The organism is Nostoc sp. NMS9 (assembly GCF_017114995.1).
Classification (GTDB): domain Bacteria; phylum Cyanobacteriota; class Cyanobacteriia; order Cyanobacteriales; family Nostocaceae; genus Nostoc.
Genome location: NZ_JABXKL010000081.1, coordinates 68,029 through 84,414, shown reverse-complemented (window position 1 = coordinate 84,414; position 16,386 = coordinate 68,029). Strand labels below are relative to the sequence as shown.

Below are 16,386 nucleotides of genomic sequence, written 5' to 3'. Positions count from 1 at the left end.
ACAATGCGATTGTTTCGACTAACAATGCGATTGTTTCGGCTGACAATGCGATTGTGTCGGCTAACAATGCGATTGTTTCGGCTGACAATGCCAATGCAGCAATCTAAAATCGGGTTTCATACTCAACTTGGAGTTGATTTTCATTCCCCACATCAGTTGAGCCTCGCATCAGAATTTCGTCATTGACTCGATAAAGCACGTTGAAACGAAAAGAGTCATCGCTAGAAAGAGCGCGTGATAAAGAGGCAGAGAAATTTTTATTAATATCAAACACACCTTCCGCTGATAAATTAAGAATTGAAGCTCTTGATGCTTTTGATTCTTCATTAGTAATAGATGGAGTCGGAAATATCCGAAATTCACTGAAACCAACAGCCTGTCCGATCGCAGTGATAGTTCCTTGTAAACTACCTAAAATGGTAGAACTAGCGAAATTAGTCAGGCCTTGGCCTGCATCTGCTTGACCAAAAGAACCCAGAATTGAGCCACCCAGCAAAGCAACTATTTCTCCCTTGCTACGGCTAGGTTCACTGGTTAGTTCTAGATTGTCACCCAATTTACTCGCTGGCCCGTTCACCCTAGCTTGAACGGTAACGCTACGTAAAGTCCCAAAGTTGTTTACAGAAACATCGCTGACTTCAGAAGACAATGGTGATTCCAAAGTTTGAGTGTTCCTTGCTGATGTTTCCGGTACAATTGCCGTCAGTCGGACATCCAAAGTCGGGTCAAGTCCTTGACTAGGAGTAAACCGCGCAGTTTGTTCATAGCCCCGCGCCAAGGTAAACTCAGTGGAAAATAAGCTCAGTCGTCCTCCTGTCAAACGAATGACTCCTTCAGGAAGTGGTTTGGCTAATGTACCATTGATAGTCAAGTCACCTTTAGCGTCAAACCTCAATAGGGGTTGACTTAATGCCGCTCCTCCTGGTACAAAGCTTAGGAAAGACTGAGTTGTAACCCGAATATCTTTGCCTAAAATCAACTTTAAATCTGCAAACTCTACAGGTATGGGTGGAGTTGCGGCGCTAGTGCTTGCGTCTGCTGTTGCCACTGGGTTAGTGCTTCCATCCACTGTAACCACTGGGTTAGCGTTATTCTCTGCTGTCGGTGTGACATTAGGGTTAACCTCTTGTCTATCTAGATTTATCACCTTAGTATTAGCCTCTGCTGTAGCTGCTGATTTTTTCTTCGCAGCAGCCGAGTTGCCAATAATTACCTGACCATCACTCAGTTGAATCTCTCCACCAATTACAGGTTTTAACGCTGTGCCGCGAATCACGACATCACCACCAACACCGCCTTCATACAGTCCTGCAAGCTTAAAATTGAGTTTGTCTGCTATTGATACTGTTAGGGGATTAGCTGTGGCTTGTTGAGGATCAAAAATTGGCAAGATGCCTGATACATTTACTTGCCCTTGATTGTAATTACCTTGGATATTTTCAACGCTGATTGTTCTACCATTAAATAGTGCTGTTCCTGTGACATTCGTTAAAGGATCGGATAAGGCTTGAGCGCGAAAAGTTGCATTATTAAGTGTGGCGTTACCGTTGATAACTGGTTCCTTTAAAGTACCTTGAACATTTAAATCTACTTTTCCTTGACCGTCTACCCAAGCGACTTGATTGTTGGTAAGCAGATTTAAGAGCGCCAATCCTTCATTTTGCACATTGGCGTTGATGCTGATTTGATTGCTATCCGGTTGCACTTTGGCAAAAGGCAAAGGAGCTGGTACGCTACCTGTAACGGCAACTGGCTGCGTTCCTGTTACTAGTAAGGTACTATCAAAATTCAAGCGAGCTTTGTTGTAATCAAAGTTCACCTGTCCTGTTTGTACGGGTTGTTTGTTAAGGGTCGCATTCGCTAGTGCCACTTTCCCTTGAACTCTGGGGTCTTGCAAACTACCTGCTAAAGTGGCATCAGCATTTACATTACCAGTGATATCTACGGGGTATTTTTCGATAAAAGGTTCTAAAAGTGATAAGGGCAGACTGGCTACATTCAATTTTCCAGATACTTGCTCAGTTCCTAACTGTCCTGAAAATGCCACTAGTCCTTGATTTATCCCCACACTCAAGGGCGAAAGGGTGACGATACCATCGGCAAAAGTGCCTTGAGCAACGACTTGATTGATGGAGTAATTACCCCATTGCCAGTTAGCACCTTGGAAATTAAAGCCGACATTCAACCCAGATTTTAACGAGCCATTGGCTGTAATTGCTCCGCTTAAAGCACCTGTTAATTCTGCAAGGGTAGGTAAAGACGCGGCTTGTTTTGTTTCAGCTTGCTGTTCTTTGGCGATCGCTGTTGTAATATTCGAGAAATATGCTAATTGTGTTTTCAAATCTGCATTGGGCAAGCTGACAGACTCAGTTTCAAGTGCTTCTGCACCAGCTAAGGTTGGAGGCTGCAACCCAGTACCAAGGTCTTGAAAGTCGAAGATATTAAACGCTTGTAAAAGTCTCTGGATTTTGGCTTGGGCAAAATTAGCTTGGAATTGAAATTGCGGGTCATTCCCCGTTTGCACATTACCACTAAGAGCGATGTTGCTATCACCAATCCGCAATAGACCATTAGCCAAGCTAGCCGTACCATCAGCATAATTGATGCTGCCGCGAAATTCATCGGCTGCAACTCTGGCAACACGAGGCCCTGCGATCGCTACATCTCCCGCAATGGCATAATTATTCAGATTGACAACTAAATTACCCGATAATTGCCCCCCCAAAGGTTTCAATTGATTGTTAGGTAAAAAGCCGCCAACAAGAGCGATGGGAAACTGTTGGGCGTTGATGAGCAAGTTATCTCCCTCTGTTCTACCTGTGGTGACAGCCTCATCGCGTTTAACTAAAAATGAAGTTGGACGATAATCTGCACCTAAATTAAGGGCAATCCGATCTTGTTTCCCAGCTAATCGTAGACTTCCCCCTTGTCCCCCTTGAAAATTCACGTTTCCGGTTAGAAGTGGGTCAAACGCCAAGTTACTCACATTGAAATTCCGCAACCGGATATTCCCATTAGCTTGCGGTACATCTGGAGTACCTGTAACTTTTCCATTAAAATCCAGTCGCCCTGCTATTGCTACGTCCCCAGGAACTTTAAAGCCAGTATTTTGTAGGTTGAAATTCTGCGCCAGTACATTTAAATCAAATCCGGCAATTTGGGGTGCGCCAGTTGGGGGAGATTGAATTGCGATCGCACCATTAGCACTCAATCCTGGGGTACTTGCGTTTTCAACTATAATCTGCTGTCCATTCCACTGAAATCTTGCAGTCAGCGGTTTTGCCAGCTGCGCTACTCCTTGGGGTAGGCTGATTTGTCCGGCGGCGCGAATATCAGCAAGCTGAAAAGATTGTGTTGTGCCTGCTAACTGAATATTGCTATTCAGCTGTCCTCGCAGTTGTGGTGAGAAACGGCTGAGTTGAATTTGAGAAGTTTTGACAACCCCTTGCCAGCGTTGTTGTGCGAGTTGACCTTGAGCTGTGATTGTCCCCCCTGCGACGTTCACAACCGCATCGGGAAAGACGATATTCTCTCCCTGTTTGGTAACAACAACCCGTCCACTAGTGGGATAGGTGGCACTAGGCGCTTGCACCCGCGCTACTGTTTGCAGATTGCTCAGAGTGCCGGAAATATTGGCATTTGCCGAGACATTTCCAATGGTGATGGAAGGTGAGGAATTGTAGGCTTTGGCGATCGCATCTCCTGGTATATTTTTTGCTTGCACATTCAACGCCACTCTACCTTGAGGTGCAAGCTGAACTCGTCCGCTAGCTGTGACTTGCCCTCCCACATCTGGATTTGCTTGAACGCGAGAAACATTGACGTTTAACGGTGTACCCAGAGAACCAGAAATTTTAGCGTTCGCAGATATACCACCAACATTAATTGGAGTTGAAATGCCGTAACCTTGAGCGATCGCATTTCCTGGGATACCTTGAGCTTGAATATCTACGCCTACCTGACCTTGGGGAGCGAGTTGAATTTGACCATTGGCTGTGATTTTCCCCCCGGCTGGCGGCGTTACCTGAACATTAGAAACATCAAGTTTCAAGGGCTGTTTGCGAAGTGAGCCAGAAATTTGGGCTTTTGCTGAAACATTCCCCACTGCGATCGGGAGAGTAACGCCATAGCTGCGTGCTAGTATATCCCCTGATATCCCATCAGCTTCAGCATTAAATATTACCCCATCTTTGGTTCCCAGATTAGCCTGACCACCGCCTATAATTTGACCGCCAGCTGCGGGGACTATTTTCAGATTGGAGACAGTAAGTTGAGATGCAGTTTGAGATGCATTCAAGCGGAAATCAGTGTTGATGGTTTTAAATTGAACGCGGTCAACTTGAATCGGTTTTGTGTTACTTACTGTACCGCTGACGACTGGTTGCTCAAGTGCGCCGCCTACCTGAATATTTGCTTGAATTTCGCCACTAGCTGGGACTGACGAATTTACTTTCAGAGTATCTAAGATATTTTTCGCACTAACTGGTTTGATCAGAGCAGAAACATTAAAACCTGTTTGAGTATTAATTGTTCCATTAGCCAGAATAGGAACTTTGCCAAAGTTCGTACTCAGATTATCTAAAGTAACTGTCTGACCCTGAAATAGAAATTTCCCATTAAAATTAGAAATCGGCTGAGGAATATTTTGAATTTTAGCGGTAATTTGATTAGCTGTAGCTGTTCCCGTAATTGCGATGTCTGAAAGTTTGGGTGGAATCTGAACCCCTAAGTCAGCATTTAAATACCCTGTTTGCAGAGCGATGGGTAACTGAATTAATCGAGTGATATCAGATGCTTGTAAATTTTGTGCTGAAAGCTGGAGGTTAGTTTGTTGAGCTTTTAGTTGGGTTTCGCCAACGATTTTAACAGCGCCTCCCCTAGCGAGTTGAGTATTGAAGTCATAACCGATCTTTTGATTTTGATCTGAAAATCGGGCAATACCACCAACTCGATCTAATATTACTGAGCCTTTCGGTTTAGTTGGTGCAGTGAATGGCATCAACTCTATATCGCCATCTTGAATTTGAAGTGACTGCAACTCAGTTTGAATAAAACCTTTTTTTTCCCCAGCCTTAACTTGGGCTGTCACCCAACGACCATCTTTATCTTGTTGAACGTAGACATTGGGTTGAACTAAGGTGACATTTAATGCCAGTTTTCGGCTAAGGAGGAGTTGCAACGGCGAGAACTGCACCTCCAAAGCTTTTGCTACCACCCGATCTGCATCGCTGGTAGTTGCTGGTATCGATAGAGAGCTAAATCTCAGACTAGAAAGCGAAAAACGTTCAACTCTCCCAACTTTAACTGGACGCCCCAGTAATTGCTCAAGATTTTGCTGCACTAATGGTGCTAAATCTTTGTATATATAGTTTCTAGCCCACCAAGCACCAACTATAATTCCAACTAGCAAAACCCCAGCCAGAGCCAAACTGGTACGTCCTAAAAGCAGGAGCCACAGACGACGATTAGATGGTTTTTGATTGTTTTCTGAATTTGGCGATCGCGTCATGATTGTTACTAGTACCAGTAATTTTTTCTGGAGTGAGGCTAGAGACAAATTAGTTAGAGTTGTATCAGTGAGTTACAAAATATAGTTTCACAATATCAGGACTTACGCAAGAACTTTGTGGCAAACTGCTTGTATTTTCTAGTAGAGACTGCGCCAATAAGACGCATTTGCAGTGCGTCTATGTTATTTTATGATTTTGTGTAATTCCTGAATTTATTTCGATTAATAATTTGTTCCTCACCAGATATTAGTTTTGTTGCAAATGTATACGCGAACACACTTACAAAATATCTAAGAATAAAACTTAGGTTTATGCAAAGTTATCAAATAATTTTATCCAGTAATTCATCAAGTTAAATTTGATACTCAGGCTGTGCTATTAGACATCAACACATCGGAAATATATCGAGAAGAACTACATAATATTGAATAGCAACACATTATTAACAAGATTCGCTACTTTCTAGAGAAGTAGCAAATCTGAGCTTTTCGATTACTGTTTTGCAAACCCAATCATTGATTATCAGTTGGATCGTCAATCATTTCTGGTACTAAAGCTGGGTTACTTCTACGTTCTTCTGGTGATTGATCTCGAATAACATCGTCTATTCTCGCCGGGTGTTTGATTTTGTCCAGTACCTCTGGACTTAATTGTGATGCATCGCCTTCTGGATTAGACTTTTCAGCTTGACTAGGAACTGTTTCCTTATTCATAACTATTTCCCTAAACCTTAAAGTTATATGCCAAGCTTAAGTTCTTCTATGGTGGGGTACACACTATCTTGGGACTTAATTTCAGATAATGGTGGGGAGAAAGGCGATCGCTCAATGAAACAGAATAAAGGCGTCAGTCGCCAGAATGGGCTAAACGCCCCGCTACCGCTAACAGAATGAATTTTGAACAAAAGAGCGGATAGCGCAGCATTAGCGAGTATTCGTACTCTTACAGAGAAGCAAGCTCCGCGCAGCGTCTCGTAGAGAGCGTTGCGTCTTGATTCTGCGCTCCTGAATTCTGATTCCTGAATTCTGAATTGTGGTTTTTGGCTGACCCAGAGAATAATGTCATGAAAAATTGACATTATGGCCATTGATAAACACGTAGAACGCGATAAATGTCATGAAAACTTGATAATTAGATCCCAGAAGGGCTTATAAATTCGTGAAACAGCCAAAAAACCCACCTCTTACCCCTTGATCCCTAGATATGCTTAGTGGTTAATATTGACTTAACAAATAGAAATCCTCCGATCCCAAAGAAATGCTGATTTTGGCATAACTGAGGAATTGAAAGGATGTTGGCTCAATTTAAAAACAGATTAAAAAACTTAAGAACTGGGCAAAACCAGGAGTCAGGAATAAGAAATTCATCTGGAATGGATGAGATTTTACATAGCATTCTTTAACCAGGGGAAATCATTTACCGCTTAAACTACTGGAGGCCAAATTAATGGCAAAAGAACGCCCGCCACTAGAGGAGATGACCTTACGCCAACTACGCAAAGTTGCTAGCGAATATAGCATCTCTCGCTATAGCCGAATGCGTAAATCACAATTACTCGCATCAATACAAGAAGTCCAGCGTAGCAAAAACTTACTCAGTCCATCTCGTTCATTGGAGGCACAAGAAACCGTGGAAGCTGCAAAGTTTGAATTAGGTCAGGAAGATCGTACTGGCGGATCTTTAGCTGATATTGATGAAGGACTGGCAGATTTGCCCTCTGGCTATGGTGAAAGCCGGATTGTACTCTTACCGCGCGATCCTCAATGGGCTTACACTTACTGGGATATTCCCAATGAACACAAAGAGGAACTGCGTCGGCAAGGCGGACAACAACTGGCACTACGGATTTATGATGTCACCGATATCAATATCGAATACCAAAGCCCCCATAGCATTCAAGAATATCCTGCTGATGAACTAGCTAGAGAATGGTATCTACCAGTTCCAGTTAGCGATCGCGATTATGTAATCGATATCGGCTATCGTGCTGCTGATGGTCGCTGGTTAGTACTAGCTCGTTCTAGTAGAGTACACATTCCTCCCGTCTATCCTTCTGACTGGATTGAGGATGTCTTCATTACTGTAAATTTTGAAGAAGATTTACGTGGCAAAACTCAGTACGAACTAGTTCCTCCTGCCAAAAAGATTGCAGCTACCGCCAATGGTAATGTTGGTAATGCTGTGAATGGCAACCCCATCTACGACGAAATATTTGGTTTAGCAGAATCTGCCGAAGCACTACGGGTTGCTGGTTCTATCTTTGGCTCCCAACAAGGTGCAGCGCGTCCTGAACAAGCCATTAGCTCCTACATTTTCCCATCGGGTGTAGGTCTGTGGGCAACTCCTACCGTGTCTGGCTTAACCGCTTCCGGAGCAGGAATGTCAGGTGTTGGTTTCTCGGCTTCTGCCGTACCAGTGCGTCCGCGCAAGTTCTGGTTAATTGCCGATGCTGAGTTGATAGTCTACGGTGCAACCGAACCCGATGCTACTGTAACCATTGGTGGCCGTCCAATTAAGCTGAATCCAGATGGAACATTCCGCTTCCAGATGTCCTTCCAGGATGGTTTAATTGACTACCCAATTTTGGCTGTAGCTGCTGATGGTGAGCAAACCCGGTCAATTCAGATGAAATTTAATCGTGAGACACCATCTCGGAATACTAACACCAAAGAAGAAGCTGTCTTAGAATGGTTCTCTTAAGTATTGGCTCTGAGATTGACTCCAGACTGAAATTTTAAATTATTCCCCGCTATAGTGATTCTGTAGCGGTTTTTTTCTATTATTATGTCTACAAAAAAATTATTTTTGTTATTTATCTTGATAATCAGTGCAAGCTTATTATCAGGTTGCCAAAAGATTGAAGCAAATTTAGTCCCAAAAGCGTCTAAAAGTTGCCCTGGCAAAGATGCCAAGTTCAGCATTGATTTTTTTAAAACCAATAATCAAGGAGAAAAAAATCCCAAAGGTATTAACAATGTAATTATTTTTAATCCCAAATCAGCAGAATTAGATTTTAAAGTTAATGTTGGTCTATCTCATAAACTTTACGCCAAAGATAGTAGAGGTAAACTACGTAAAGAATATGTAGCAAAACAGTTTCATGAACTCATCGCTGATGAAAATGCCAAGTTAAACGGACAGCTACCTATTGCTGCAATTAATGCCGACTATATAGATACTGATGATAAACCACAAGGCTTAAATATTTCTCGTGGTGTAGAGTATTCAGGAGCATTTAAAACTAAACGTTCTTCCTTTGGGATATCAGGAGGTACACCCCAGCAGCGACAGCCTACTATTCAAGCTGGCAGAAGAACAAACGATATTCTCAATTACAATTTAGTGGGCGGTAATGGCAGATTCTATCGTCAGGGTAAGTTTAAAGATATTTGTCAAGATTTGGGAGAATTTGCTTGTAAAAATGCAACTAATCGCTCTTTGGCAGCTATCACTAATCAAGGCTATGTAATCTTATTAGTTAATGACTTGAAAGCTAATTCAGATATTGAATTATCTCAACTTAATCGAGAGTTACTGCCAGATATGTTTGATAATGTCTTGGAAGGTATTGCTAGCAATAACTGTTTAGGTAAGATTCAAGAAGGGATTTTATTTGATGGAGGTATGTCTCCAGGATTGTATTACAACCAGAAAACTTATGTAGAAAACCTTGGGCCGATTGGTTCAGTTTTTTTGATTTACAAAAAATAAAATAGTTATAATTCCCACAGTCATTGCACCCCTTGCCGATGCTTTGGCCTACGGTATACACACAAGTCAAATTACCCCCCTCAATCCCCCGATGCATTGGTGGGAAGCCGGAAATCTACTTCCCTCACGCCACATGCTTCTCCCAAGGGGAGACGCTGCGCGAACAAGTCGGGCATTGCCCGCCCAACGCAGTGGCTCCCCAATGCATCGGGGAGGGTTAGGGTGGGGTAAAACCGTGATTTCTCAGCTATTTCAGACTTATGTAGGGCTTGCTGAATAAACATAAAACCTTGATAAATCAATGCCTTGAGTGGGATAAAAGGTGAATAAGGTGCAAGGAAAAAGACTTGTATATCACAAAAAATCAATCACTTTTTCGGAATAAAGAGATTTAGGAGTAGTTTGTAACTCTCCTCCTGCCTCCTGCCTCCTGCCTCTTAGCCCTCACAAAAAGACTTTTTCAGCAAACCCTATGTATACACGGTAGGATGCTTTGGCGGGGTGGGGTGATTCGGGTTTAATAAGTCATTAACCGAACTTGACATCATTGGTTATTTACAAATGACCAATAACTAATGGCTAATTCACTAGTTAATGCCTATTTACGACTTTGTGATTCATCTTGATTTTTAGTTTTTTGATGAGAAAAGCGAATTCCTACAAAGATATCGTAAATAAACTCTAAAAAGTCTTTCTTTTGCAGTAACCCTGAAGTTTGATAACAGCCTTTTTCATCTAACAAAGGCTTCATCAGATAGTATGTAGACTGATATTTGTACCAGGGAATACAAGTCCATAAATGATGAATTAAATGGTAGTTCTGACCTAAAATCAGGATGTTAAGAATTGGGCTGGGGTATACACGAGCATTTTTCCAGCGATCGCGTTCAACAAAGGGACGATGGGGTAAATAATCAAAAAATAAGCCCAATATTAATCCCACTATACCAGAAGGTACAACCCAAAAATTGAGAACGTACATTAAAAAATGATATTGAACTGAGATATAAACAATTGCAACAACAATTGAGCGGCTAATGAACCATTCTAATAGCTCATATTTGCGCCACAGTCGCCGTCGAAAGAAAAACACCTCGTGGGACAAGAATCGAAATGCAATCATCCACAGCGGGCCACCTGTAGAAACAAAATGATCTGGGTCATCTTTGGGATGGTTGACATGAGCATGATGCTGCAAATGTACTCGTGTAAACACTGGGAAAACAAACCCTAGCATCAGGGCGCTACCATGCCCTAGTATGGCATTAATGACTCGATTGCGGTGGGCAGATTGGTGACAAGCATCATGAATTACTGTTCCAGCACAATGCAAAGCAATAGTGTTAAAACTAAAACACAGCCAGTCTGGCCATTGCCAAAGCCAGTAACCACAATGAGATGACACCAGTACTGTCACAGATGCAAAAAACAGTAGTAGTGTAGGATTGAAATCACCAGGAGGCGCTAACAATTCCTTCGGTGGAGCTTTTAGCAGTTTTTGTGCTTCTGAAGTTACTGTTCTTACTTCTGTATCTACTACGTCTTTAAAGATGACTTCCAAGTTGTTGCCATTTAGCTTTTTATAGTCATCAACGGCTGGGTCGATGATGATTAGGCTTTTGTCCGGGATGTCAAAAAAATTAGGATCTAAAGAGGTCATAATTTTCCTGGTCTTGATTCGTTGATAAAATGGGTTTGAAATCCCAAACTCAGCCAGCACAGAATAGATTTCTTGCCCCGATTAGAGAGATGAAAAGATTGAAAATTTAGCCAATACTCTTCTCTATTCAAATTAGGTATGGACTGTAAGAGATAGGGAATAGGAAAAATTTTGAATTCCTTGCTACACTACATACATAAACAAAATATTTGATTTTTCATTTCGGGAGTGAGTCCTGTTACTCATAATGCCAGCGACAACGGCATACATAGATTTTGGTTTGATATCGACATTTATCGATTTTCCCAGTCAATGTTTTTTCCGATGTACTGAAATTGTGTTTTGTTATTGCTTTTGTGAAAAATAATTTTCAACAATATAAAGAATACAGTTATTTGAACGATCAACGCAAGAGTTTTGTCGGAATTTGACGTATAATAAAAATATTTTAGACACAGATATCATACTTTTAACAAAAATGCATATTTTATTTGCTTAAATAAAAAAATCATCTTTTTTCCTAACTGATGCAATAAGTATATATACTAGCGATCGCTTACTCCCCTTTCGATTCCGGGCAGTTGCTGTCTTCTTTTAACCAAAACTCCAGCGCGGGAGTGTCGTGGTAGCCAGAATTAGCGCGAACCATAACACTGATTGATGGAGCATACCACTTCCTAATCTGATTCTGAGTTCGACACTAGCTAAAATATCAAATTTCTATACTTAATAATAAAAGTTTTGCTATGCGTCAATTATTACTAGTTTTGTCCAGTATACTAACTCTTAGCAGTTTAAATACCTCTGCCATAACAATAGCAGGCACAACGCCTGATTTATCTGAGATGCGCTTAGTTCAAAAGTTCAACTGCAATAATCCTCAAACTCAAGCAGCAATTAATGAATGTACGAAGTTATCTTATCAGAATGCAGATAAAAAACTGAATCAAGTTTATCAACAATTGATATCTACATTAGAAAGGCCTAGAAAACAGAAATTGATTGCTGCGCAGCTAGCATGGCTCAAGTTTCGAGATACCAATTGTGAGTTTCAGAGAAGCAGATATGAGGGCGGAAGTATTGCCTCTAGCATTTATTTGGGTTGTTTGGAAGATACCACAAAACTGCGTACTCAACAATTACAAGAATATCTCAAAACTGACCCTTAAGCTTGAAATAGAGGCGCGCAAATGTCATTGGTGTAAATTTAAGCTGAAAGTCAGTTGAGAAGAAGCTTTTAGAGATTAGACTTTTTGCATAAATCAAAAGCCCTCACCCTAAATCCCTCTCCCCAGCTTGGGAGAGGGACTTTGAAATTTTCATTTGTGCAAGAGGTATATTGAGTCATACCAATTCTCTATGAAGTTGCACTTAATAACGAGATGATGATATAATTCCATCCACAAATAGAAGCGTTCGCTTCTGCTGAGATGGAACCCTTGAACCTGTTTTAACTTCCGTTTTAATTCATCTTTAGGCCCCTCGCGTGTTCACCATGAAATTTTCTTAGCACCTTGGTATCAAGAAATGGAAAAGTATTTAGTCACCAAAGAAGAGATTGAGTCTTATGAAGGACTAGAAAAAACACATTTTCTCAACTCCAATGCTCGTAGACTGAATAAGTCTTTAGGAGATTTGACAGGTTTAAAAAATATCGGTTTCCACATCATTGAAGTAGAGCCTGGACGTGAATCAACGGAGCTTCATATGCACTATCACGAAGAAGAGTGCGTATACGTTCTCTTAGGAGAAGCTGAGGCAACAATTGGAGAAAGCGTTTATCCAGTTAAAGCAGGAGATTTTATTGGATATCGCGCTGGTGGTAAGCCGCACAAGCTGAAAAACACGGGCAATTCTATATTAAAATGTATAGTAGTTGGTCAAAGGCTAGACCATGATATCGGTGATTATCCAAATTTGCAGAAGCGTATATATAGGAGCAAAGGTTTAAAGTGGAATCTGGTCGATATGGAAAATATAGCTGAATCAGTAGCAGGTAAGAAAGCATAACAGGTAGAATGCATTTCCTGAATCGAAACTTCGATTACCCCAAATAGCGTAATAACACTTGGATTATTTCTGGAGGTTTTTTTTAAAAGCTTCTTGAACTTCCGGTTTGGCTTTAGCACTGTGTGGACGGGGTACTTTCAATTTGGCATTGAGTTTGTAACGCACAATTTTATGTAGTGTCTTGTATGCAACTACAACCTGGCATTGTTGAGTAAGCCACTCCCGAATTTAGCTGTAACTTTTAAATCCTTCAGGCTGATTTAGACGTTTATGAAGTTGGTTCATCACTTGTCTCTTATAATTTAGTGCATCTTCATGGAGAATTGGTATCAGAGACTCAATAATCCATTCCCAGGTAGCAGCCTGGGAACGAAGAAAGTTTTATCAAGCTATGTTTTTATTAACTACTAGTTGTCACTGGGAAATAGACTAATTATCTTTTTCTGAGATTAACGCAAACCTAAAATTTCGGAAATCGCCGCTACAATATCCAAATAAAAGTTGCCTTTCACCGCCCGAAATAACTCAAATTTAGAGTCAGGTGCACCAAAAAATGGTCTGAGAAACCATCCTAACTGCATACCAACAAAGGCATAAAGCAATAACCAGGATCTTAAAATAGTGGTGCGAGTTTTTTTGCCAACTTCATCTTGTTGAGAAAGTAACTGCATTCCCTCATAAAGGAATTTCACGCCAAATATGCCTGTAATAGCAAAAATAAACACATTCAGCAGTTTAAAAAATTGATAAGAATCAGGTGTAGTAATCAGAAAAAATAGCGTAACTGGTGCCAAGCTAAATAAAAGTACGCTAATCACTGATACAGATGTGAGTAATACAACGAAATGCTGTAAAATACTGCTCCGAGAACCAAACAAAACATTAAAAAAGAACAAAGTCGGGAAACAAATAATCAGTGTGATTAAATAGAATACCGGAAGCTTAATAGCACCCGATAATGCCTGTCCCCAGCTGTGGGATGCACCGATAATTGCTCCATAAAGGGCAAAGAAAATGGAACTAGATACGAATAGAGAAGTTATTTTATTTTGTAATCGCACTCCCTGACGGATTTCTTCTAAAAATGACTGGCGATCGCGCAGTAAATTAACCAAAACAGCAAATTGTTGAATTCCGCGATTTTGCTTTTTCAGCATATTTTTATAGGTTGTATTTTTTGTGGAACTACTAATGATTAATTAACGGAATCCCAAGAGATAGCTAATAGATTTAATGACACTTAAATAGAAATTACCTTCTCTTTCGCGGAATAGTTCAAACACAGAACCAGGTGTGCCAAAAAACGGTCTGAGAGTCCATCCTAACTGACTGCCTACGAAAGCATAAAGAAATAGCCAAAATTGTAAAATTTTCTGGCGTGTCTTGCTACCTTCATTATCTTGTTCTAAAACTAAACTTGTGGCTTGATATAAAGACGAAACACCAATAAATCCAGTTATGGCAAAGATTAAGACATTTAACAAAATTAAAAACTGGTAATTATTGGTAGTAATCAAGAAAAACAGTGTGATTGGAGCAAAGCTAAATAACAGTACGCTCGTGACTGAAACCGCAGTTAATACTAATGCTAAATGCTGGGCAAAAGTCCGCTTTGAACCAAAAATAATGTTAGCAAAAAACAACGTCGGGATACAAATCAAAAGTGTGATTAAATAAAGGGCTGGGAGTTTAATGGCGGAAGATATAGCTTGCATCCAGCTATGGTATGCACCAATGATTCCGCCATAAGCAGCGATAAATAAGGAACTGCAAACCAACAGCGAAATGATTTTGTTTGGTAATCTCGTACCTTGGCGAATTTCCTCTAGAAATCCTTGGCGATCGCGCAGGAATCCAATCAGCACTGCAAAGTATTTGATTCCTGATGATTTCCGTTCCATCATGTTATCCTCACACCGATAAAATTCTAAGTTTAATCTGAGTAATCACCACCAGAACCATACTTCCAAGCATCAATCAAACGATGCCAATAATATTGTTGTTCTTTTGGTTGATTCTTAATCCATGTTTCTAGCATTGGACTTAGCGAAAACAAGGCAGTGTATACACCTAAATTACTGTAATGTAACATCCAATCTAACAAACTTGCCAAACCTACTTGCGGAATTATCTTGGCAACTATTCCAGGATGATATAAACCAGTTTTTAACAGTGTTTGCGTTAGTGCGTAAAATTGGACTATATCTTGTAAAAATGGTTTTAGCACTGGTGTACCCAACTGTTGCATTTCCTGAAATACCGCTGAGAGTAATTGGTTAATTTGATCTGGGGCAATTTTCTGATTTATACCAACACTCATCGCCCTTTGAAACAACCAGGTAACAGTCAAACTTGGCTGATAGGGTTGCAGCAGTGTTAACGCTTTTGCAGATAATTGTTCCGTTTCCAGCGCTTCGTAAATACCATAAGTTAAACGCTTCAGGTGGCGCACCATTGCCCCAAAACCACCAAAACTCAAGGGAGATTGACTACCACTGCTATCTCCGGCTGGGAGAATGCGATTCCAAGGAGTTTTTAGCGGACTTTGGCGATAGGTGGGAAAGAAACCAAATAGTGCCCGTTGAAATTTCAGGTTGCTTAACTCCACTCCCTGATATTCTGGAAGAAGATGCAGATATTCCTCAAACATAGCTCCTAAACTCAAACGTTGGGGATGTGCATCCATGTAGGTAAACAAGTAAGTGGTTCTGCCATCCCTGGCTGGGAAAGCTTCCCAGAAGTACTGGCATTGATTTTGCAAAGATGTGAATGATAATAATAAATCGCCTGAGTTATTTTCTGGAAAACCTTGAGCGCAACTTCCCACAACTAAGCACAGCGCATCTGGTTTTTTGCCTTGGCGTGCTTGTTGGGTGATGGGTGAAAAATGTCCCATCGCGTCGATTAATAACCGAGTTTTGAATTGGTTATTTACCATCACCCCGTCGGGATGAACCACTGCTTCAGTAAAGGGTGTATTTTCTAGCAACTTTCCCCCAGCGGCGATAAATCGAGTTTTTAAAGTAGCGAGTAGATAAACTGGATCTACGCCGATATTCAAGACATCCTCTACCCAAACTTCTGTACCGCCAGCAAAACTAACTCGCGCTGGGTTATATTGAGTGGCGATCGCACTCTCTAATTCTTCCTCTGTTAGCAAGTTCAATTCCACAAATACATCTAATTCTTTGCGAGAAATATTCCACTCTTGTTCTCTCCCCCGCAAAATTCCCCGTTCCAGCAATGCTACTCGCAATCCCTTCACCACCAAGGCGCAACCAATTAAAATGCCTAAAGTGCCACCGCAGATAATTACATCGAAGTCGGAATCGCCTAAAGGCTGTTGACTTTCTTTAACTAAGGTTGGTACTGGTGCGGTGTTTTCGCGCAGAGATGTGAGGATGCGATCGCCTTGGCGCAACCCTCCTAAAACATCGCCGGGTAATTGGGAAAGAATTTCTTCAGTTAAAGACATTTTGGAAAAATTTAACTCTA

At 41.1% G+C, this 16,386-nt stretch carries 13 protein-coding genes; 5 read left to right on the top strand and 8 right to left on the bottom strand.

Features of this window, described 5'->3' with window-relative positions; genetic code table 11:
- Window positions 1-103 precede the first annotated feature (103 nt).
- Both HWQ40_RS26100 and HWQ40_RS26095 read right to left on the bottom strand, forming a co-directional pair.
- The gene (locus HWQ40_RS26100) at window positions 104-5,557 is read right to left on the bottom strand and encodes a translocation/assembly module TamB domain-containing protein (RefSeq protein ID WP_334982202.1); all 5,454 of its coding nucleotides are present in this window, start codon (window positions 5,555-5,557) and stop codon (window positions 104-106) included.
- 465 nt (window positions 5,558-6,022) lie between these two features.
- Window positions 6,023-6,223 (bottom strand): hypothetical protein, encoded by a 201-nt coding sequence (locus HWQ40_RS26095; RefSeq protein ID WP_292783740.1) that lies wholly within the window; start codon window positions 6,221-6,223, stop codon window positions 6,023-6,025.
- 48 nt (window positions 6,224-6,271) lie between these two features.
- On the opposite strand from HWQ40_RS26095, the gene HWQ40_RS26090 reads away from it, so the two are divergent.
- The 3 genes from HWQ40_RS26090 to HWQ40_RS26080 all read left to right on the top strand — a co-directional run bounded on the left by HWQ40_RS26090 (window position 6,272) and on the right by HWQ40_RS26080 (window position 9,221).
- Complete coding sequence (locus HWQ40_RS26090; RefSeq protein WP_292783738.1) at window positions 6,272-6,403, top strand: hypothetical protein; 132 nt, start codon at window positions 6,272-6,274, stop codon at window positions 6,401-6,403.
- A gap of 553 nt (window positions 6,404-6,956) precedes the next feature.
- On the top strand, window positions 6,957-8,210 hold the full coding sequence (locus HWQ40_RS26085; RefSeq protein ID WP_292783735.1) for a DUF4912 domain-containing protein: 1,254 nt from the start codon (window positions 6,957-6,959) through the stop codon (window positions 8,208-8,210).
- Window positions 8,211-8,294: 84 nt separating this feature from the next.
- The gene (locus HWQ40_RS26080; protein ID WP_292783733.1) at window positions 8,295-9,221 is read left to right on the top strand and encodes a phosphodiester glycosidase family protein; all 927 of its coding nucleotides are present in this window, start codon (window positions 8,295-8,297) and stop codon (window positions 9,219-9,221) included.
- 80 nt (window positions 9,222-9,301) lie between these two features.
- On the opposite strand, the gene HWQ40_RS26075 is transcribed toward HWQ40_RS26080, so the two are convergent.
- Window positions 9,302-9,505, bottom strand: coding sequence for a hypothetical protein (locus HWQ40_RS26075; protein WP_292783730.1), 204 nt, complete (start codon window positions 9,503-9,505; stop codon window positions 9,302-9,304).
- A gap of 314 nt (window positions 9,506-9,819) precedes the next feature.
- Complete coding sequence (crtR, locus tag HWQ40_RS26070; protein ID WP_292783728.1) at window positions 9,820-10,881, bottom strand: beta-carotene hydroxylase; 1,062 nt, start codon at window positions 10,879-10,881, stop codon at window positions 9,820-9,822.
- A gap of 746 nt (window positions 10,882-11,627) precedes the next feature.
- Here crtR and HWQ40_RS26065 point away from each other — a divergent pair.
- Window positions 11,628-12,050, top strand: a complete 423-nt coding sequence (locus HWQ40_RS26065; protein WP_292783726.1) for a lysozyme inhibitor LprI family protein — start codon at window positions 11,628-11,630, stop codon at window positions 12,048-12,050.
- Between the two features lie 358 nt (window positions 12,051-12,408).
- The gene (locus HWQ40_RS26060; protein ID WP_292783724.1) at window positions 12,409-12,891 is read left to right on the top strand and encodes a cupin domain-containing protein; all 483 of its coding nucleotides are present in this window, start codon (window positions 12,409-12,411) and stop codon (window positions 12,889-12,891) included.
- A gap of 63 nt (window positions 12,892-12,954) precedes the next feature.
- Here HWQ40_RS26060 and HWQ40_RS35745 read toward each other — a convergent pair whose 3' ends face one another.
- The 4 genes from HWQ40_RS35745 to HWQ40_RS26045 form a co-directional block, all read right to left on the bottom strand.
- Entirely contained in the window at window positions 12,955-13,119 is a 165-nt protein-coding gene (locus HWQ40_RS35745; RefSeq protein ID WP_366934029.1) for a winged helix-turn-helix domain-containing protein, read from the bottom strand.
- Window positions 13,120-13,340: 221 nt separating this feature from the next.
- Window positions 13,341-14,048, bottom strand: coding sequence for an actin-binding WH2 domain-containing protein (locus tag HWQ40_RS26055; RefSeq protein WP_292783722.1), 708 nt, complete (start codon window positions 14,046-14,048; stop codon window positions 13,341-13,343).
- A gap of 42 nt (window positions 14,049-14,090) precedes the next feature.
- Entirely contained in the window at window positions 14,091-14,795 is a 705-nt protein-coding gene (locus tag HWQ40_RS26050) for an actin-binding WH2 domain-containing protein (RefSeq protein WP_292783719.1), read from the bottom strand.
- Window positions 14,796-14,824: 29 nt separating this feature from the next.
- On the bottom strand, window positions 14,825-16,366 hold the full coding sequence (locus tag HWQ40_RS26045) for an FAD-binding oxidoreductase (RefSeq protein ID WP_292783753.1): 1,542 nt from the start codon (window positions 16,364-16,366) through the stop codon (window positions 14,825-14,827).
- Window positions 16,367-16,386: the final 20 nt, after the last annotated feature.